Origin of the sequence: Streptomyces cinereoruber, from assembly GCF_009299385.1 — a bacterium.
GTDB classification, from domain to species: domain Bacteria; phylum Actinomycetota; class Actinomycetes; order Streptomycetales; family Streptomycetaceae; genus Streptomyces; species Streptomyces bikiniensis.
Genome location: NZ_CP023693.1, coordinates 1,612,270 through 1,629,941, shown reverse-complemented (window position 1 = coordinate 1,629,941; position 17,672 = coordinate 1,612,270). Strand labels below are relative to the sequence as shown.

The window sequence follows — 17,672 nt, the reverse complement described above, 5'->3', positions numbered from 1 at the left end:
GTTGGGGAGGGGAAACGGATGACCACGCACGCCGGTCCGGATGCCGGGACGCACAACGAGGAACAGCCGACGGGGACATCGTCCCAGGGCCCGGTGGCCTTCGTGGAAGGGCCCCGAGGCGTCCCCCTCCTCGGGAACCTGCCCGCCTTCGGCAAGGACCCCCTCGCCTTCTTCGAACAGCTCAGGGAGCGCGGGGACTTCGTCCACTGGCGCTTCGGCCGCAGTCGCGCCCTCTTCATCGCCCACCCCGACAACGTCGGCGAACTCCTCACCGAGGTCGAGCGCACCTTCGACCAGCCCGACCTCGGCATCGCCTTCCGCACCCTCCTCGGCAACGGCGTCGTCGTCGCCAAGGGCGCCGACTGGCGGCGCAAGCGCTCCCTCGTCCAGCCCTCCGTCCGCCCCAAGCAGGTCCGCTCCTACGCGGCGACCATGGCCGAATGCGCCGTCGCACTCGCCGACCGGTGGGCCGACGGAGAACGGATCGACGTCAAGAGGGAGATGGCCGCCCTCACCCAACTCATCGCCGTCCGCACCATCTTCGGCGTCGACACGGCCGCCGACGCCGAGTCCATCGGCCGGGCGATGGACGTCGCGCAGAAGGAGATCGGCGCCGAGTTCAGCGGCATCGGAGCCCTGCTGCCCGACTGGGTCCCCACCCCCGGACGCGCCCGCGTCAAACGCGCCACGGCCGTCATCGACACCGAGGTCTCCCGGATCGTCTCCCGCCACCGCGACGGCGACACCGAACGCCCCGACCTGCTCAGCCGGCTCCTCGCCGCCCGGGACGAGACCGGTGCCCGCCTCTCCGACCGGGAGATCCGCGACGAGACGGTCACCCTCTACATCGGCGGTCACGAGACCACCAGCTCCACCCTCGTCTGGGCCTGGCACCTGCTCTCCCGCAACCCCCGGGTCCGGGACGCCCTCACCGAGGAACTCGACCGGGTCCTCGCCGACCACGAACCGGGATACGACGACTACGCCTCCCTCACCTACACCCAGGCCGTCGTCAAGGAGACCCTGCGGCTCTACCCCACCATCTGGCTCATCACCGGCCTGGCGAAGGAGGGCGCCACCATCGGCGGCACCCCCGTCCCCGCCGGCACCCGTGTCTGGTCCAGCCAGTGGGCCACCCACCGGGACCCCCGCTGGTACGGCGACCCCGAGGCCTTCCGCCCCGAGCGCTGGCTGACCGCGGACCGCGAGGAGGGAAAGGGCGGCGAACCGGCCGAGGAGACGGAGGAGATACCCGAGTACGCCTGGTTCCCGTTCGGCGGCGGCCCCCGCGTGTGCCTCGGCACCCGTTTCGCCCTCGTCGAGGCGGTCCTCGTCCTCGCGGTCCTCGCCCGCCGCTTCCACCTGGACGTCACCACCGACGGGATACGCCCGGTCCCCAGCCTCACCCTCCAGCCGGACCGCGACGTCCTGGCGACGGTCCGCGCCCGGGGCTGAGACCAGGACCGGGCCTGGACCTACGGCCAGGCCGGCGACCGGCGCTCTTGGTCGGCCGTGGCCAGGGCCCTCGCCAGGTCCCGCAGGTCGTCGGCGCGCAGGACGCGGCCGCCGAAGCCGGGAAGGGGGACGTGGAGGACGGGCAGCCAGCGGGCGGGGACGGCGGCGGAGCCGTACACCGCGCCCGCGAGCGTGCCGGTCACCGCCGCCACCGTGTCGGTGTCGCCGCCCAGGTCGACCGCCGCGGCGAGGGCCTCCTCGAAGGAGCGGGTGGTGCGCAGCGCCCACACCGCCGAGCCGAGACAGGGCCAGACCGCGCCGTTGAACTCGGTCGCGTCGTCCGGGTGCCAGTCCGGAGCGAGCGCCGTCGCCCACCGGTCCCGGTGGGCGGGGTCCACCTCGGCGAGGGCGGCGGGCAGGGCGGCGAGCGGGTCCTCACCGAGGAGGGCGACCCGGACCAGCTCGTGGAGGACCGCCGTACCCTCCCAGGCCGCGCCGTCGCCGTGCGTCAGGGCGGCGATGCGGCGGGCGGCGTCCATGGTCTCCGTGCGGCCCCGCGCCGCGAAGTACACGGCCGAGGTGGCGGCCCGCATGAGCGAACCGTTTCCGGCGGCGTGGGTGTTGACCTGGAAATGGCGGGCGGCGGCGAGGTCCCACGGGTCGCCGCCGAGGAGCACCTGTTCGGTCTGGAGGCCGATGTCCTTGGGGTCGGCCGCCGCCCAGCGCCGGAAGCGGTCGAAGACGTCCGGCAGGTCGAGGCCGCCCCGTTCGAGGAGCGATTCCCCGAGCAGAACGGCCATCTGCGTGTCGTCCGTCGCCTCGCCCGGATCCCAGCCGCCGCCTCCGCACAGCTCGCCGACGCCGTCCGGGAAACGCTCCCGGAAGACCCCGGGAAGACCGAACTCGAAGGGGGCGCCCAGGGCGTCACCCGCGGCGGAGCCCAGAACGGCGCCCACGGCGCGGTCGATGTCCGTCATCGGCCCAGCGTAGCCGGGGTGTTGGGGTCCGTGATGAAAGTAGATCTTGATTGTTGGCGATCATTGGCAATGGGATGTGGTGACCTGATGAACGGCCAGTGGGTTTGGTTTGTAGCCGGCGCCCTGGACGCGGGGAGGGAGTTGGGCGGTCGATTCCTGGCGGCTCAGGCTTCGACCTGTACCCAGGTGTCGCCGCCGCGGATCCAGAGAACGCCATCGCGGCCCTGCACGCAGCGCCTGGTTACCGGCTCCGGTAGTCGCAGTTGTTCCTGGGAGGTGATCACCCAGGCGTTGTCGACGAGTTCGGCGCGGTTCAGTTCGACGCCGGGGCGGTTGTGGAACTGATGGCTCAGGATCATCCGGGTGCCGCGTACGGCGATGCCGTCGGAGTTTTTCAAAGGGTGGCGGTAGCTGATGATGCTGCCGTCGGAGGAATCGACCCGGGACAGGAAGGAACCTTCGTGGCTGTACCAACCGAGCCAGACCGTGTTCTCCCCGGTCGCGCCCGCGATCCCGCCGAGGGGCAGTACAGGGAGCCGTCCCCGTCCCAGAGGGCCCCAGGTCTGAGCACCGTCGGTGTTCCAGCGGGCCAAGCCCCCACTGGAGGCAGGATGGCTTCCATGAATGCCCTCGTCACCGTGCGAGGTCCAGATGCCGCCGTCACGGTCGGTGAGGACGTGGTCGATGTCGTCGCCGATACAGATGTGACCTGTCGGGTAGCCCCCGGGGGAGTACACGATCGCGTTGCTCTCCCAGCTCCCGGTCCTGTCCCGGCGTGTGCGGTATGACGCCAGCAGGAACCGCGACCACGAGAGCAGGGCCAAGTGGCCGGTGTCTGCGGTTATGCCCGTCACCGGGGTGTGGTGTTCCGCCCCGTCCGAGATCACAACCAGTACGCCGTCGCACGGAGCTACCACGTGCCATCCGGCCCACCCCCTGATGTACGGGGAACGGTGGAGGTTCCGTTTGTGGACCAGCATCACCGCGAGTTCGTTGCTCGGTCCGACGGTCCACCACAGGGCCTGCCATCCGGCTCGGGCGTCCTCGGAGGGCAGGCTCCACACGACAGGCGGTTCACCAGGAGTCATCGGCACACCTTTGGGACTCCAGGTCCCGACGGCACCCGAAGAAACGTACGTTACCGAACGGTGGCCGCAGTGCTCGACCGGCCCGGCTTGATGCCTGCGGCTCACACCGGTGCGGGAGCCGGGTGGCGTTCACCGTGCCGTGCGCGTGCGGTCCAGAGGGAGCGGACCACCAGGAAGATCGGCAGGGCGACGGGGGAGAGGAGGATCGTCAGGAGGAGCAGAGGACCCATCAGGAGGGGCGGTACGGAGAGGCGTCGGCCCTCCCGGTACATCCACTGGCCGAGCAGCAGGTCCCAGGCGAGGACCTGGGCCCAGATCGCGCCGGCGCCGTTCGCGAGCGCCGCGAGGTCCCGGAAGGCGTCGATGTCCGGGGCGCTGACCGCCGCCCAGAACTCGGGCAGCACCGGGACGGCCAGCACCGCCCAGAGGACCAGGAGGGGGAGGACGGTCAGCGGCGAGGCCGCGACGCGCTCGGTGAGCCGCCACCGGGGCGCGAGGATCATCAGGAGCCAGACGGGAGCCGCGAGGTAGAACGTCAGCTCGAAGAGGAAGCCGGTCATGCCGAGAACTCCTCGGTGGGGGTGGTGGGTGGGGCGGGGGAGGGAGGGGTGGGGGAGGGGGAGGGGCCCCCGGGAGAGGTGCGGCGGAAGGAGAAGGCGGTGGCGGCCGCGCCGAGTAACGCGATCGCCCCCGCGCCGGCCAGTGTCGCGCCGTCCGGGGCGAGCAGGGCCTGGCCGCGCAGCGCCTGCCAGGTCAGCAGGACGAAGACCGCCGCGTAGACCGCCGAGGCGGTGAGGGCGAGGCGCAGCCGGACCCGCTCGTCTGCGAGGCGTGCGAAGCGGGTGAGACGGGGGGAGCGGGCGGCGAGGGCGGTCAGGGCCAGGAGGACCAGCGGGAGGAGTTGGAGCGCGTGCATGCCGAAGAAGTGCGCCACGCGCAGGTCGCCGCCGGTGGTGGCCCAGCCCGTCACCGGCATGGACGGGCCGCCGTCCGGGACGCCGACGCTGTGCGCGCCGACGATCGGCGGGTCGTCGGACGCGAGCTGTTCCGGTGTCGGACGCACCATCAGGAAGCCGACGGCGGCACCCGCCAGGGCGATCAGGGAGGAGAGGCGGACAACCCGGGCCGTGGCGAGGTCCAGGATCCGGGCGCGCAGCAGGAGCAGGGCGATGACGAGGGCGCCGAGCCACAGCACGACGACGGTGCCGCCCATGATCTGGAAGACGGCGTTGTCGAACGGGGTCGCCTGGTTGAAGTGGCTCTGAGTGCCCCGTACCACCTGGAGGGTGATGAGCACCATCTCCACCGCGCTCGCGACGGCGACCACCGTTCCGGCCCACCAGCCGGTCCGGCGGCCCCGGGGGAGCAGGGAGAGCATCCAGGCGAGCGAGAGGGCGTAGGCGACGAACGAGACCGAGAACTTGAACGGTTTGGCCCAGATCGGTGCGCCGACCAGGATCCGGTCGTCCACCGCCAGGCCGACGGCGGAGACGAGGGCGAGGGCGCCCATCGAGGCGGCGAACCAGGCCAGGGGCCGGTGCAGCCTGAGCCGGGCGGGCGGGGTGAGTGGTTCGACTTGTTCGACTTGTTTCGGCGAAGGCATACGAATCCCCCCGTGGGAAAGTATGGATAGCGGCACTCGCCGCTATCTGATAGCGCCACTATCTATGATGTCGGTGTCGGTCGGCAAGGCCGAAGGAGGACCGGGAAGGTGAACAGGCAGTGCGCATCGGAGAGTTGAGTCGCAGGACCGGGGTGTCCGTGCCGACGATCAAGTTCTACGTACGGGAAGGGCTGCTCCCGCCCGGAGAGCTGACGAGCCCGAACCAGGCCTCGTACGGAGAGACGCACGTGCGGCGGCTCCGCCTGATCCGGGCGCTCCTCGATGTGGGCGGTCTGTCGGTGGCGGGGATCCGTGGGGTGATCGAGGCGATCGACGATCCGCGGCGGCCGCTGCACACGGTGCTCGGCGAGGCGGCGGACCAGGTGGTGCCGCGCTACGAGCACGGGGGCGGGTCCGGGATCGCCGAGGCGAGGAAGAGGGTCGCCGAGCTGATCGAGGCGCGCGGATGGCGCACGTACGAGGGCAGTCCGGCGGCGGAGTCCCTGGCGACGGCGATCGCCGCCCTCGACGAGGTCGGCCACGGCCGGTTCACCGAGGTCCTGGACGTGTACGCGGACGCGGCGGAACAAGTGGCGCGGGTCGACCTGGAGTACGTGGCGCACCGGGTGGCGCGGGAGGAACTCGTGGAGAGCGTAGTCGTCGGCACGGTCATCGGCGACGCCGTCTTCGCCGCCCTGCGCCGGCTCGCGCACGTGGACGCGTCGGACCGGGTCTTCGGGGAGACGCCCTGACGCCCGGATGTCCTGACGCCCGGACGCCCTGGCGCTCGACGTCCTGGTGCCTTGACGCCCCAACGCCTTGGCGCCCTGATGCCCCGACGCCCTGGTGCCTTGGCACCCTGATGCCTTGGAGGCCTGGCGCCATGTTGGCGTGCGGCCCGTGCGGCCCGTGCGGCCTGTGCCGCCCGTACGGCCCGACGGGATCGGCTCTCCCCCTTCGCCCGCGCTCACGCGAACGGGGGTGGCCGGGGCCTCCAACCCCCGCCACCCCCGCCCCGGGATCCGCTCAGCTCTCCTGCTCGCGCTCCACCTGCTCGTTCCACTCGCGCTTGATCGCGCGCCAGGCCTCGTCCGACTTGCCCAGGCGCCAGTAGCCCGAGATCGACAGGCGTTCGCGCGGCACCTCCCGGTCCAGGCGCAGGTGGCGGCGGAGCTCCTTCACGAAGCCCGCCTCGCCGTGGACGAAGGCGTGCACGTCGCCCGCCGGGAAGTCCAGCGTCCGGACCGCCTCGACCAGCGCCTCGCCCACCGGGCGGTCGCCCCGGTGGAGCCACGTGACGTCGACGCCCGCCGCCGTCTCCAGCTTCTGCTCCTCCGCCGCGTCCGCGATCTCCACGAAGGTGTGCGCCCGCGCCCCGGCGGGCAGCCGCTCCAGGGCCGCCGCGATCGCCGGAAGGGCGCTCTCGTCGCCCACGAGCAGGTGCCAGTCCGCCGCCTCGTCCGGCGCGTAGCCGCCGCCGGGGCCGAGGAAGCGCACGGTGTCGCCCGCCTCGGCGCGCGCCGCCCACGGGCCCGCGAGGCCCTCGTCGCCGTGGACCACGAAGTCGATGGTCAGCTCGCGCCGCTCCGGGTCCCAGGCCCGTACCGTGTACGTCCGGGTCGTCGGCCACTGCTCCCGGGGGAACTCCTCCCGGATCCGCTCCATGTCGAACGGCTCCGGATAGGCGACCCCCTCGGGGGCGAAGAGCAGCTTCACGTAGTGGTCGGTGTACTCGCCGGCGTCGAAGCCGTCGAGCCCCGGGCCGCCGAGGACGAGCCGCACCATGTGCGGGGTGATCCGTTCCGTGTGCACCACGCGCGCTTCGGTGGCCTTCGGTGACCTGCGGGTCGGCTGCTCTGCCACGACGTGCTCCCCTGGAATTCGCCTACTTAGGTATGCCTAAGCTAGCACCCCGCGGCACGCGGAGCCCGATTCCGGACCGGCCAGGATCTCCGGACCGGTCAGGATCTCCGGACCGGTCCGGGCCCTCCGGATCAGCGTTCCAGGACCGGCAGCAGCCGCCCCACGGCCCCGGTGAGGCCCCACCGCTTCACCAGCGCGTCCAGGGCCGCCGGGTCGCGGGGCCCGGCGGGCAGGGCCGGGTCGAACTCCGGCAGCGGTACGTCGGTGGCGACCCGCACCACCGTCGGCGCCACGTCCAGGTACGCCGCCGCCTCCACGATCCCGCGCCGCTTGGCCGGGGTCAGCTTCGACGCCGGGTCCTGCGCCGCCGCCCGCACCCCCGCCAGGTCCCCGTACTCCGTGATCAGCTGCGCCGCCGTCTTCTCGCCGATGCCCTTCACGCCCGGCAGGCCGTCGCTGACGTCCCCGCGCAGCGCCGCGAAGTCCGCGTACTGGTCGGGGCGCACCCCGTACTTCGTACGGATCAGTTCGTCGTCCACCAGGTCGCAGTCGCCGACGCCCTTGCGCGGGTACAGGACCCGCACCCGCCGTGCGTCGTCCACCAGTTGGAACAGGTCCCGGTCGCCCGTGACGATGTCCACCGGTCCGGCGGCCCGGCCCGTCAGCGTTCCGATCACGTCGTCCGCCTCGTACCCGGCCGCCCCGATCCGCGCGATGCCGAGCGCCGCCAGGACCTCCTCGATCACCGGCACCTGCGGGGCCAGCGTGTCCGGGACCTCCTCCTCGTCCGGGCCCGTCTCCGTCTCCGCGGCCACCCGGTGCGCCTTGTACGAGGGGATGAGGTCCACCCGCCACTGCGGGCGCCAGTCGTCGTCCCAGCAGGCCACCAGGTCGTCCGGGCGGTGGTCCTGGACGAGCCGGCCGATGAAGTCGAGCAGCCCGCGCACGGCGTTCACCGGGGTGCCGTCGGGGGCCCGGACGGAGTCCGGCACGCCGAAGTACGCGCGGAAGTAGAGGCTGGCGGTGTCGAGGAGCATCAAACGTCGCGTCACCCGGCCGATCCTATGGCGCGGCGAGACGCGTCGGGGGAACACCGGAAACGGGACTTCCGGACCGTCTTTCCGTGACCCCCGTCACCTTTGCGTTTGTGCCCTTCGGCCCCGGGCATGCGCGGCCCCGGAGTGAACCCCGGTGCGGAATTCAACGAAAAGGTCCCGTACGCGACGGGGTGCGGGCCGATCCCGCGGGCTCCACGGTCCGGCCTCGCGGGGGTGGCGGGGCCGTTCTTCGTTGCTACCCGTGAGGTGTATGTGTCCAGGCTCCAGGCCGACCACCTGTACAAGGTGTTCGGCAGACGACCCGACGAAGCCGTCCGCAGGCTGGTGGACGGTGCCGACCGCGAGGAGCTGCGCGCCGAGGGGACGACAGCGGCCGTCGTGGACGCCGGCTTCGTCGTCGAGCCCGGCCAGATCTTCGTCGTGATGGGCCTGTCCGGCTCCGGGAAGTCCACGCTCCTGCGCATGCTCAACGGGCTGCTCGAACCCACCGCGGGCCGGGTCCTCTTCGACGGCGACGACCTCACCGCGCTCTCGCCCCGCGACCTGCGCGCGGTCCGCTCCCGCCGGATCAGCATGGTCTTCCAGCACTTCGCGCTCTTCCCGCACCGGAACGTCCTGGAGAACGCCGCCTACGGCCTGGAGGTCCAGGGCGTGCCCCGCGCCGAGCGCGAGACCCGCGCCGCCGAGGCCCTCGCCCTGTGCGGTCTCGCCGGCTGGGAGAAGTCCTGGCCCGACGAGCTCTCCGGCGGCATGCAGCAGCGCGTCGGCCTGGCCAGGGCGCTCGCCACCGACGCCGACCTGCTCCTCATGGACGAGTCGTTCAGCGCGCTCGACCCGCTGATCCGCCGCGACATGCAGGACCAGCTCCTCGTCCTCCAGAAGCAGTTGAAGAAGACCATCGTCTTCATCACCCACGACCTGAACGAGGCCATGCGGCTCGGCGACCGGATCGCCGTCATGCGTGACGGCAGGATCGTCCAGCTCGGCACCGCCGAGGACATCCTCGTCCGCCCCGCCGACGACTACGTGGCCTCCTTCATCCAGGACGTCGACCGCTCCCGCGTGCTCACCGCCTCCGCCGTCATGGCGGCGGGCGCCCCCGCCGCCGACTGCCCGGAGGACTGCTCCTGCCGGCCCGTCGGGCCCGACACCCTCGTCGCGGACCTGTGCGCGATCGCCGCCGGCGCCCCGCACCCCGTGACCGTGGAGGACACCGACGGCACCGTCCTCGGGGTCGTGTCCCCGGAGCGCCTCCTCGGCGTGATGGGCGGCCTCGGCACGCACGACACCGCCGTGAAGGACGTCACCACGAAGGGCGTCGAGGACAGGCGCGCGGCCACCAAGGACCTCGGCGCGGAGGACGCGAGCACGCAGGACTCCGGCGCGCAGGGCTCCGATACGGAGAACGCCGGCATCGAGAAATCCGGTGCGCAGACCTCCGGCCGTACCTCCGTCACGAAGGGCGGCGACGGCGCCGAGAACGCCTCCGCGAAGAACGCCTCCGCGAAGAACGGCCGGGAGGTGACCGCCGGTGCCTAGGCTCCCCCTCGGACAGTGGGTCGACACCTCCGTCGACTGGCTCCAGTCCCAGTTCTCCTGGCTCTTCGACGCCGTCACCACCGGCGTCACCGGCCTCTACGACGGCATCGACGCCGTCCTGTCCGCGCCCCAGCCCCTGCTGTTCGCCGGCATCCTCGCCGTCGTCGCCTGGTGGCTGCGCGGCTTCGCCGCCGGCCTCCTCGCCTTCGCGGGCCTCGCGCTGGTCGACTCCGTCCAGCTCTGGGACGAGGCCATGGCGACGCTCTCGCTCGTCCTCGTCGCCACCCTGGTCACCCTGGTGATCGCCGTGCCGCTCGGCATCTGGGCGGCCCGCTCGAAGACCGTCAGCGCCGTCATGCGCCCGGTCCTCGACTTCATGCAGACCATGCCGGCGATGGTCTACCTGATCCCCGGCATCATCTTCTTCGGCGTCGGCGTGGTCCCCGGCATCATCGCCACCATCGTCTTCGCGCTGCCCCCGGGCGTCCGGATGACCGAGCTCGGCATCCGCCAGGTCGACGGCGAACTCGTCGAGGCGGCCGAGGCGTTCGGCACCACCCCGCGCAACACCCTGCTGCGCGTGCAACTGCCGCTCGCCCTCCCGACGATCATGGCCGGTGTCAACCAGGTCATCATGCTGGGCCTGTCCATGGTCGTCATCGCCGGCATGGTCGGCGGCGGCGGGCTCGGCGGCGCCGTCTACCGCGCCATCGGCAACGTCGACATCGGCCTCGGCTTCGAGGCCGGCGTCTCCATCGTCGTCCTCGCCATGTACCTCGACCGGATGACCGGCGCCCTCGGCCGCCAGGTCTCCCCGCTGGGCCGCCGCGCCGCTGCCAAGGCGCGCGCCGCGACCGCCAAGCGCCCCGGCGCCAAGCTCTGGGCCCATCGGCCGCAGCCCGTCACCGCCCTCGTCGGCGTCGTCGTCCTCGCCCTCGTGGCGGGAGGCACCGGCTTCCTCGGCACCGGCTCCGGAGACGCCGGCGGCGGCAACGGCAAGAAGATCAGCATCGGCTACATCCCCTGGGACGAGGGCATCGCCTCCACGTTCCTGTGGAAGGAGCTCCTGGAGCGGCGCGGCTACGAGGTCGACGCCAAGCAGCTGGAGGCCGGCGCCCTCTACACCGGCCTGGCCGGCGGGCAGCTCGACTTCCAGACCGACTCCTGGCTGCCCGTCACCCACGCCCAGTACTGGGAGAAGTACAAGAACGACCTGGAGGACCTCGGCTCCTGGTACGGCCCCACCTCCCTGGAGCTCTCCGTCCCCTCGTACGTGAAGGGCGTCGACTCCCTCGCCGACCTCAAGGGGAAGGCCGGGCAGTTCAAGGGCCGGATCGTCGGCATCGAGCCCAGCGCCGGAATGATGGGCATCCTCAAGGACAAGGTGCTCGAGGAGTACGGCCTGGAGGGCGAGTACAAGGTGGTGGACGGCTCCACGCCCGGCATGCTCGCCGAGCTGAAGCGCGCGTACGAGCGCAAGGAGCCCGTCGTCGTCACCCTCTGGTCCCCGCACTGGGCCTACTCCGCCCACGACCTGAAGAAGCTGAAGGACCCCAAGGGGACCTGGGGCAAGGGCGACGGCGTCCACACCCTCGCCCGTAAGGGTTTCACCGGGGAGAACCCCGAGGTCGGCGCCTGGCTGAAGGACTTCGAGCTGTCCGAGAAGCAGCTCACGGACCTCGAAGCCGTCATCCAGGAGACCGGAAAGGGCAAGGAGCAGCAGGCCGTCCGCACCTGGCTCGACCGGAACCCCGGTCTCGCGGAGAAGCTCACCCCGCAGTAGCCGCCCGACGGGACCGGAACGGTTCCTGTCCGAAAAGGAGCGGTCGCCGTATGTGCACGGCGACCGCTCCTTTTCCGCACGACGCGAAACCCCGCCCCGAAGCTGCGTAAGGTTCAGGTAACCGACCGGTACGAGGGTCGCGACGGGCACGAGGCGAGAGGGAGGGAGCCGACATGGACGAGAAGGAGTCGCCCCGCGTGGGCGCGGCCGTCAAGAGGCGCCGCAGAGAGCTCCGGCTCACCCTGGCCGTCGTCGCCTCCCGCAGCGGCCTCTCCGTGCCCTTCCTCAGCCAGGTCGAGAACGACCGGGCCCGCCCCAGCCGCCGCTCCCTCGAACTCGTCGCCGGGGCCCTGGAGACCACGGCCGGCGAACTCCTCGCCGTCGCCGAGGCCTCCCGCACCGTCGACGTCGTACGGTCCGGGGAGACCTCTCCCGACCTGCCCGAGGGCGTCCGGTCCCTGGTCCGGGGCCGCCACCAGCTGCACGCCCTGGAGTTCACCGGCGAGCAGGACGCGGGCCGCGAGTTCCAGCACCGCAACGACGAACTGCTCTACGTGGCCGACGGCGCCGCCGAGGTCGAGGCCGAGGGCCGCGCCTACCGGCTCGACCGGGGGGACACCCTCTACCTCTCCGGCGGGGTACGGCACCGCTGGCGCGCCACCGAGCCCGGCACCCGGCTCCTGGTCGTGGCGATCGGGGAGCACGTGGAGGCGGAGGAGGAATGAGGGGCCGGGGGGATTTCGGGGGTACGGCCACGACGGACCGGGAGATCCCGGAGGCGTCGCGATGAGGGTCGTCTCGCTCGTGCCCTCCCTCACCGAGGCCGTCGCCGTCACCCTGCCCGGCGTGCTCGTCGGCGCCACCGACTGGTGCACGCACCCGGCCGGTCTCGACGTCGTCCGGATCGGCGGCACCAAGAACCCCGACGTCCCCGCGATCACCGCCCTGCGCCCCGACCTCGTCCTCGCCAACGAGGAGGAGAACCGCGCCCCCGACCTCGACGCCCTGCGCGCCGCCGGTCTCGACGTCCTCGTCACCGAGGTCCGCACCCTCGACCAGGGCCTGCGCGAGCTCGCCCGGACCCTCGCCGCCTGCGGCGCGCCCCGCCGCCCCCGCTGGCTCGCGGAGGCCGAGGACGCCTGGGCGGCGGTCGCGCCCCCGCACCCGGAGGCGCCGCTCACCGCCGTCGTGCCGATCTGGCGCCGTCCCTGGATGGTCCTGGGCCGCGACACCTTCGCCGGCGACCTGCTCGCCCGCCTCGGCGTCCGCAACGCGTACGCGGACCATCCCGAGCGCTACCCCCGCCTCCCGCTCGACGAGCTGCGCGCCACCGCCCCCGACCTGGTCGTCCTGCCCGACGAGCCCTACCGCTTCACGCGCGACGACGGCCCCGAGGCCTTCCCCGGGACCGCCGCCGCCCTCGTGGACGGGCGCATGCTCACCTGGTACGGGCCGTCGCTGGCCGAGGCCCCGGAGCGGCTGTCCCGGGCCCTGCGAGCAGCGCGCCGCTGACGAGCCCGCGCGCGGTGTGCAGGGCGGCCACCAGCCAGGCCGCGACGAGGAGCGCGTACAGGCCGACCGCCAGCCACCGGAAGGCGGCCAGGCCGGTGTGTCCGGCCAGCCCCCCGGCGCCGGTCACGCAGGTGCCGACCGGGAAGGTGAACGCCCAGAAGGTCATCGCGAAGCCCATGCCCCGGCGCCGCGCCCGCAGCACCATCGCCCCGGCGAGCGCTAGCCACAGCAGCGCGAAGCCCATGACGGGCACCCCGTAGAGGACGGCGAAGGCGGCGAAGCCCTGCGCGTACGGCTCGGGCAGCACGCCCGGGGCCGCGTCGGCGAACTTGTTCGCGGCGGTCGTGGACTGGCCGAGGGGGCCGAGGACCAGGAAGAGGGCGGGGGTGAGCGCGAGCGGCGGCGGACCGCCGGTGACGAGCCGCCCGAAGACCAGGGGCAGCACGAGCAGGGTGGCGAGCAGGCTGAGGCCGAACAGCGCGTAGCAGCCGATCAGGAGCGTCTGCCGGGCCTGCCCCGGGGGCAGGTGGGGCACCAGCAGCGGGCCGAGGGCGGCGGAGACCATGGGGGCGACGACCGGCAGCAGCCACACCGGGGACGCGCTCTCGATCCGGTGGTGCACCACCATGAGGTACGGGACGGTCACGGCCGCCACCAGGCCGATCAGCGTGCCGGCGGCGAACAGGACGGTGTCGAGCGCGACGGCCGCCGGGAGCCCGATCCAGTCCCGGCCCACGATCAGGGCCCCGCCGCCGACCGCGAGCAGCGCCATCGACAGACAGCCGTAGAACGGGGCCACGGCCGGGTCCATGAGGTGGGCGCGGGCCTGGTCGCGGTGGTGGACCCAGTGCAGCGCGCGGGCCGGCAGCAGGACGAGCAGCATCGCGAGCGACAGGGCCCAGACCGTCGCGCAGACCGTACGGAGGCCGGGGACGTGCACCGGGAGGGCGGCGCCCGCGGTGGCGACGATCGCCGTGCCCATCACGGAGGCGTACCAGTGGGGGCCGAGGTGCCGGACGGAGCGGACCCGCGGGCCCGGCCGGACGCCGGGAGTGGTGGCGCGGGGGACCGGGAGGGGGGTCGGGTGGAGGGGTGCGACGCTTGCCATGACCCCACCGTCGTCCCGTTCCCGGGCCCGGACCAGGGATCATGCGGCTATGACGCCATAAGCTGGGTTTATGAGCAGGGGAACGCGGGGCGGTGGGGCCCACGAGGACGGCGCGTACGAGGACGGGACGTACGGGGGCGGCGTGTACGAGGGCGGAGACCGGGGTGCTTCCCGGAGCGGCGCCGGGAACAGGGCCGGGAGCGGCACCGGGAACAGCGCCCGGAGCGGTACCGGGAGCGGGCCGGCGGACGGAGCCCCCCGCCCCCACCTCTCCCACCGCGTCCCCGACCTCGGCGCGCTCGAACTGCTCCTCGCCGTCGCCCGGCACGGCAGCCTCGGGGCCGCCGCCCGCGAGGCCGGGATCACCCAGCCCGCCGCGAGCAGCCGGATCCGCTCCATGGAGCGGCAGCTGGGGGTGGCGCTGGTCGACCGTTCGCCGCGCGGCTCCCGGCTCACCGACGCGGGCGCCCTCGTCACGGACTGGGCGCGGCGGATCGTGGAGGCGGCGGAGGCCTTCGACGCTGGGGCGCAGGCCCTGCGCGGGCGGCGCGACTCGCGGCTGCGGGTGGCCGCGTCCATGACGATCGCCGAGTACCTGCTGCCCGGCTGGCTGATCGCCCTGCGCGCCGAGCGCCCCGACACCGCCGTGTCGCTCCAGGCCGGGAACTCGGCGGCCGTCGCGGAACGCCTCTTCGCGGGCGACGCGGACGTCGGCTTCGTGGAGGGCCTCGCCGTCCCGGACGGCCTCGACGGCGTGGTCGTCGCGCACGACCGCCTCGCGATCGTCGCGGCCCCCTCTCACCCGTGGGCCCGCCGCCGCGCCCCGCTCGACCCGGCCGAGCTGGCCGCGACCCCGCTGGTGCTGCGGGAGCGCGGTTCGGGCACCCGGCAGGTCCTCGACGCGGCCCTCGCCGCCCACGGCGGCCTCGCGCGGCCGCTCCTCGAACTCGCCTCCACGACGGCGGTGAAGGCCGCCGCCGTCAGCGGGGCCGGGCCGGCCGTCCTCAGCGAACTCGCGATCACCGAGGAGCTGGCCTCCCGCCGCCTGGTCGCCGTCCCCGTCGAAGGGGTGGTCCTGCGCCGGGACCTGCGGGCCGTCTGGCCCACCGGCCACCGCCCCACGGGCCCGGCCCGGGACCTGCTCTCCCTGACCCGCGACCGGCCCCGGGAGCGGTGATCAGACGCTCGCCGCCCGGTGCGTGATCCGCCCGTCCAGGACCGTCAGCAGCACCGGCAGGTCCGGCAGCTCCGTCGCGGCCGTGGTCAGCGGGTCGCCGTCGAAGACGGCCAGGTCGGCGCGGTGGCCGACGGCGATCCGGCCCGCCTCGTGCTCCTCGCCCGCCGCGTACGCCGGAGCCGTCGTCAGGCCCCGCAGCGCCTCCAGCGGCGTCAGCGCCTGCTCGGGCCCGTGCGGCGCCTGCCCGAGGTCGCGGCTGGGGCGCCGGTGCCGCGCCCCGGCCATCACGCCGAGCGGCGGGAACGGCGCGATCGGCCAGTCCGAGCCGAGGACCACGGCCGCCCCGGAGTCCAGCAGGTCCCGGCAGCGCCACGCGCGCGAGGCGCGCTCCTCGCCGAGCCGGCGCGACCAGTTGTCGGTGTGGTCGGCGCGGGTGAAGTCGCAGCAGTGGGTGGGCTGCATGGACGCGACGACGCCCAGCTCGGCGAAGCGGCGCAGGGTGTCGTCCGGGACGGTCTCGATGTGCTCGACCCGGTGCCGCACCTCGCCGCCGCCCGTGGCGCGCGCCTTCTCGACGGAGTCGAGGACGTGCCGGACGGCCGCGTCCCCGATGGCGTGCGTCGCGGTGGGCACGCCCGCCCGGTGCAGCTCGCCGACGATCCGGGTGTACGCCTCGGGGTCCGGCCAGAACGCGTGCGTGGACTCGCCGTGGCAGTCGGGCCGCTCCAGCCACGCGGTGCCGTTGTCGATGGTCCCGTCCATGAAGAGCTTCACGCCGGCGACCCGCCACAGCGCCCCGCCGGTGCCCTGCCGCTCGATCAGCTCGCGCACGCCGTCGGCGTCGGTGCCGGGCTGGCACCAGGGGGCGACCCGGAGCCGCAGCGGCAGCTCGCCGGCCGCGTCCAGCTCCCCGTACAGGGCGAGGCTGTCGCCGTTGGCGTCCATGGCGTGGCCGCCGGTCAGGCCCGTGGTGGCCATGGCGCGCAGCGCGGCCGCCAGCCGCTCCCGGCTCTCCTCGCGGGTCGGCTTCGGGGCGACCCGCTCGACCAGTTCGCAGGCGGCGTCCTCCTGGAGGAGGCCGGTCGGGCGCCCGTCGGCGTCGCAGACGACCTCGGCGGAGGCCTGGTCGAAGGTGCGGGGGCCGTCGACCCCGGCGAGTTCGAGGGCCCGGCGGCTGGCGAGGGCCGAGTGGGCGTCGAAGAGCAGCAGGAAGGCGGGCACTCCGTCGAGGACGGCGTCGAAGGGGGCGATGCCGAGGGGGCGGTCGCCGAAGACGTTCGGGTCGAGGCCCCAGCCGAACAGCCACGCCCCGCGCTCCAGGGTCCGCACCTCGCGGGCGAGGGCCTCCCGGACGTCGTCGAGGTCGGCGCAGTACGACAGGTCGAGGCCGTGCGTCAGCTCGGCGCCGCTGACCGGGTGCACGTGCCCGTCGACGAGGCCGGGGGTGACGACGGCCCCCTTGAGGTCGATCACGGTGGTCGCGGGACCGGCGAGCGCGCGGATCCCGCGGTCGTCGCCCAGGGCCGCGATCCGGCCGTCGTCGGAGACGGCGAGCGCGGTCTCGGGCAGGAACGCCCCCGTGCCGGGGTCGAGCAGACGGGCGGAGAGCAGGACGAGTCGGGTGCGCACGGGTGGCTCCAGGGAGGGTTGCGGGGTGGTTCTTCGGCGGTACGGGGGCGGGTCGCGCGGATGGGCGGAGGTGCGTATGGGGGAAGGCGCGTCCGGAGCGTGCGGGGCGGAGACGCGTACAGGGCGGCCCCCGAGGGGAAGACCGGTGCGGACCAGCCTCTACGGATCGGGCCCGCCCGGCGGCTCGACGCGCCGTACGACCGGGGGCTCAGTCCGCTACGCCCGGCAGCGGCGTCTCCGTCAACGCCCCGGCCTCAAGCCCGAGTTCGCGTTCCGCCGTGGTGACGGCCATGCGGGTCACGGCCTCCGGCCGGTTGCTCCGGTCGGTGTTGGCGTGGGCGCCGAGGCCGTCGAGGACGACCAGGATCTGGATGGCCGCGGCGCGCGGGTCGTCCGTGCGGAACTCGCCCCGCTCGACGCCCTCGCGGATGAGCCCTTCGAGGCGGTCGTCGGAGGCGAGCTCCTGCTCGGCGACCCGGTCGCGCAGGACGGGCCGGTAGCGGCTGAGGTGCCGGGCGTTGATCCACAGGCGGCTGATGTCGTCGTACGCCTCTCCGGCCGAGAGGGCGAAGTAGCGCGCGAGGTACTGCGCGGGGGTGCCGTGCGGCCGCTCGGCGGGCAGCAGGGAGTCCAGCTCCCCGGTGGCGGCCACGGCGAACGCCTCGGCCACCAGCTCCTCCGCCGAGGGGAAGTAGTGGCTGATCAGACCCGGCCGTACGGCCAGCTCCTCGGCGATCCGCCGCAGCGTGACGCACTCCAGGCCCTCGGTCAGGGCGACCCGGGCCGCGGCCTCCACGATCTCCGCCCGCCGGGCTTCGGGGGTTTTCCGGATTCGTTTGCGCTCGACGCTTGACGACATACCGGGGATGCTATTGAGTGT

The 17,672-nt window shown here is 73.5% G+C and carries 15 protein-coding genes and 1 pseudogene; 7 read left to right on the top strand and 9 right to left on the bottom strand.

Annotated features, from left to right (window positions below; translation table 11 throughout):
• Positions 1–18 precede the first annotated feature (18 nt).
• Positions 19–1,455, top strand: coding sequence for a cytochrome P450 (locus CP977_RS07135; RefSeq protein ID WP_062758751.1), 1,437 nt, complete (start codon positions 19–21; stop codon positions 1,453–1,455).
• A gap of 20 nt (positions 1,456–1,475) precedes the next feature.
• Here the strand turns inward: CP977_RS07135 and CP977_RS07130 are convergent, their stop codons facing one another.
• From CP977_RS07130 to CP977_RS07115, 4 genes are all read right to left on the bottom strand, one after another.
• Positions 1,476–2,432, bottom strand: coding sequence for an ADP-ribosylglycohydrolase family protein (locus CP977_RS07130; protein ID WP_109187031.1), 957 nt, complete (start codon positions 2,430–2,432; stop codon positions 1,476–1,478).
• Between the two features lie 164 nt (positions 2,433–2,596).
• Positions 2,597–3,520, bottom strand: coding sequence for a hypothetical protein (locus CP977_RS07125; protein WP_152369787.1), 924 nt, complete (start codon positions 3,518–3,520; stop codon positions 2,597–2,599).
• A gap of 101 nt (positions 3,521–3,621) precedes the next feature.
• Positions 3,622–4,080, bottom strand: coding sequence for an abscisic acid-deficient protein Aba4 family protein (locus CP977_RS07120; protein ID WP_152369786.1), 459 nt, complete (start codon positions 4,078–4,080; stop codon positions 3,622–3,624).
• Positions 4,077–5,030: a hypothetical protein gene (locus tag CP977_RS07115; protein WP_152371528.1), complete on the bottom strand. Its 954-nt coding sequence runs from the start codon at positions 5,028–5,030 to the stop codon at positions 4,077–4,079. Before CP977_RS07115 ends, CP977_RS07120 begins: the two co-directional genes overlap by 4 nt.
• 212 nt (positions 5,031–5,242) lie before the next feature.
• Here CP977_RS07115 and CP977_RS07110 point away from each other — a divergent pair, with 212 nt between their 5' ends.
• A complete protein-coding gene (locus tag CP977_RS07110) occupies positions 5,243–5,875 on the top strand; it encodes a MerR family transcriptional regulator (RefSeq protein WP_152369785.1) in 633 nt (210 codons plus the stop codon).
• A 274-nt stretch (positions 5,876–6,149) separates the two neighbouring features.
• On the opposite strand, the gene CP977_RS07105 is transcribed toward CP977_RS07110, so the two are convergent.
• Both CP977_RS07105 and CP977_RS07100 read right to left on the bottom strand, forming a co-directional pair.
• Positions 6,150–6,986, bottom strand: coding sequence for a siderophore-interacting protein (locus CP977_RS07105; RefSeq protein ID WP_152369784.1), 837 nt, complete (start codon positions 6,984–6,986; stop codon positions 6,150–6,152).
• 131 nt (positions 6,987–7,117) lie between these two features.
• Positions 7,118–8,023 (bottom strand): 5'-3' exonuclease, encoded by a 906-nt coding sequence (locus tag CP977_RS07100; RefSeq protein ID WP_062758730.1) that lies wholly within the window; start codon positions 8,021–8,023, stop codon positions 7,118–7,120.
• 273 nt (positions 8,024–8,296) lie between these two features.
• Between CP977_RS07100 and CP977_RS07095 the strand changes: the two are divergent.
• The 4 genes and pseudogenes from CP977_RS07095 to CP977_RS07080 all read left to right on the top strand — a co-directional run.
• Positions 8,297–9,313, top strand: a pseudogene (locus tag CP977_RS07095) (quaternary amine ABC transporter ATP-binding protein); the annotation flags it as partial.
• Positions 9,314–9,575: 262 nt separating this feature from the next.
• Complete coding sequence (locus CP977_RS07090; RefSeq protein ID WP_062758727.1) at positions 9,576–11,366, top strand: ABC transporter permease/substrate binding protein; 1,791 nt, start codon at positions 9,576–9,578, stop codon at positions 11,364–11,366.
• Positions 11,367–11,539: 173 nt separating this feature from the next.
• Positions 11,540–12,091, top strand: a complete 552-nt coding sequence (locus CP977_RS07085; protein WP_104860570.1) for a helix-turn-helix domain-containing protein — start codon at positions 11,540–11,542, stop codon at positions 12,089–12,091.
• 61 nt (positions 12,092–12,152) lie between these two features.
• Positions 12,153–12,878 carry a helical backbone metal receptor gene (locus tag CP977_RS07080; protein ID WP_062758724.1) on the top strand — a complete coding sequence of 242 codons (726 nt, stop codon included), beginning with the start codon at positions 12,153–12,155 and terminating at the stop codon, positions 12,876–12,878.
• Here CP977_RS07080 and CP977_RS07075 read toward each other — a convergent pair.
• Positions 12,805–13,986 carry a TDT family transporter gene (locus CP977_RS07075; protein ID WP_152369783.1) on the bottom strand — a complete coding sequence of 394 codons (1,182 nt, stop codon included), beginning with the start codon at positions 13,984–13,986 and terminating at the stop codon, positions 12,805–12,807. The genes CP977_RS07080 and CP977_RS07075 overlap by 74 nt on opposite strands.
• Positions 13,987–14,056: 70 nt before the next feature.
• On the opposite strand from CP977_RS07075, the gene CP977_RS07070 reads away from it, so the two are divergent.
• Complete coding sequence (locus CP977_RS07070; protein WP_229991591.1) at positions 14,057–15,163, top strand: LysR family transcriptional regulator; 1,107 nt, start codon at positions 14,057–14,059, stop codon at positions 15,161–15,163.
• Here CP977_RS07070 and CP977_RS07065 read toward each other — a convergent pair whose 3' ends face one another.
• Positions 15,164–16,792 carry an amidohydrolase gene (locus tag CP977_RS07065; protein ID WP_152369782.1) on the bottom strand — a complete coding sequence of 543 codons (1,629 nt, stop codon included), beginning with the start codon at positions 16,790–16,792 and terminating at the stop codon, positions 15,164–15,166. It lies immediately after the preceding gene.
• Positions 16,793–17,000: 208 nt separating this feature from the next.
• Entirely contained in the window at positions 17,001–17,651 is a 651-nt protein-coding gene (locus tag CP977_RS07060; protein ID WP_062758708.1) for a TetR/AcrR family transcriptional regulator, read from the bottom strand.
• Between the last annotated feature and the right edge of the window lie 21 nt (positions 17,652–17,672).

What these genes read in the sequence shown, in the direction of transcription:
- CP977_RS07135 (WP_062758751.1), top strand. Translation starts at nt 19, where the DNA reads ATGACCACGCACGCCGGTCCGGATGCCGGGACGCACAACGAGGAACAG.
- CP977_RS07130 (WP_109187031.1), bottom strand. Translation starts at nt 2,432, where the DNA reads ATGACGGACATCGACCGCGCCGTGGGCGCCGTTCTGGGCTCCGCCGCG.
- CP977_RS07125 (WP_152369787.1), bottom strand. Translation starts at nt 3,520, where the DNA reads ATGACTCCTGGTGAACCGCCTGTCGTGTGGAGCCTGCCCTCCGAGGAC.
- CP977_RS07120 (WP_152369786.1), bottom strand. Translation starts at nt 4,080, where the DNA reads ATGACCGGCTTCCTCTTCGAGCTGACGTTCTACCTCGCGGCTCCCGTC.
- CP977_RS07115 (WP_152371528.1), bottom strand. Translation starts at nt 5,030, where the DNA reads ATGGGCGCCCTCGCCCTCGTCTCCGCCGTCGGCCTGGCGGTGGACGAC.
- CP977_RS07100 (WP_062758730.1), bottom strand. Translation starts at nt 8,023, where the DNA reads ATGCTCCTCGACACCGCCAGCCTCTACTTCCGCGCGTACTTCGGCGTG.
- CP977_RS07085 (WP_104860570.1), top strand. Translation starts at nt 11,540, where the DNA reads ATGGACGAGAAGGAGTCGCCCCGCGTGGGCGCGGCCGTCAAGAGGCGC.
- CP977_RS07080 (WP_062758724.1), top strand. Translation starts at nt 12,153, where the DNA reads ATGAGGGTCGTCTCGCTCGTGCCCTCCCTCACCGAGGCCGTCGCCGTC.
- CP977_RS07075 (WP_152369783.1), bottom strand. Translation starts at nt 13,986, where the DNA reads ATGGCAAGCGTCGCACCCCTCCACCCGACCCCCCTCCCGGTCCCCCGC.
- CP977_RS07070 (WP_229991591.1), top strand. Translation starts at nt 14,057, where the DNA reads ATGAGCAGGGGAACGCGGGGCGGTGGGGCCCACGAGGACGGCGCGTAC.
- CP977_RS07060 (WP_062758708.1), bottom strand. Translation starts at nt 17,651, where the DNA reads ATGTCGTCAAGCGTCGAGCGCAAACGAATCCGGAAAACCCCCGAAGCC.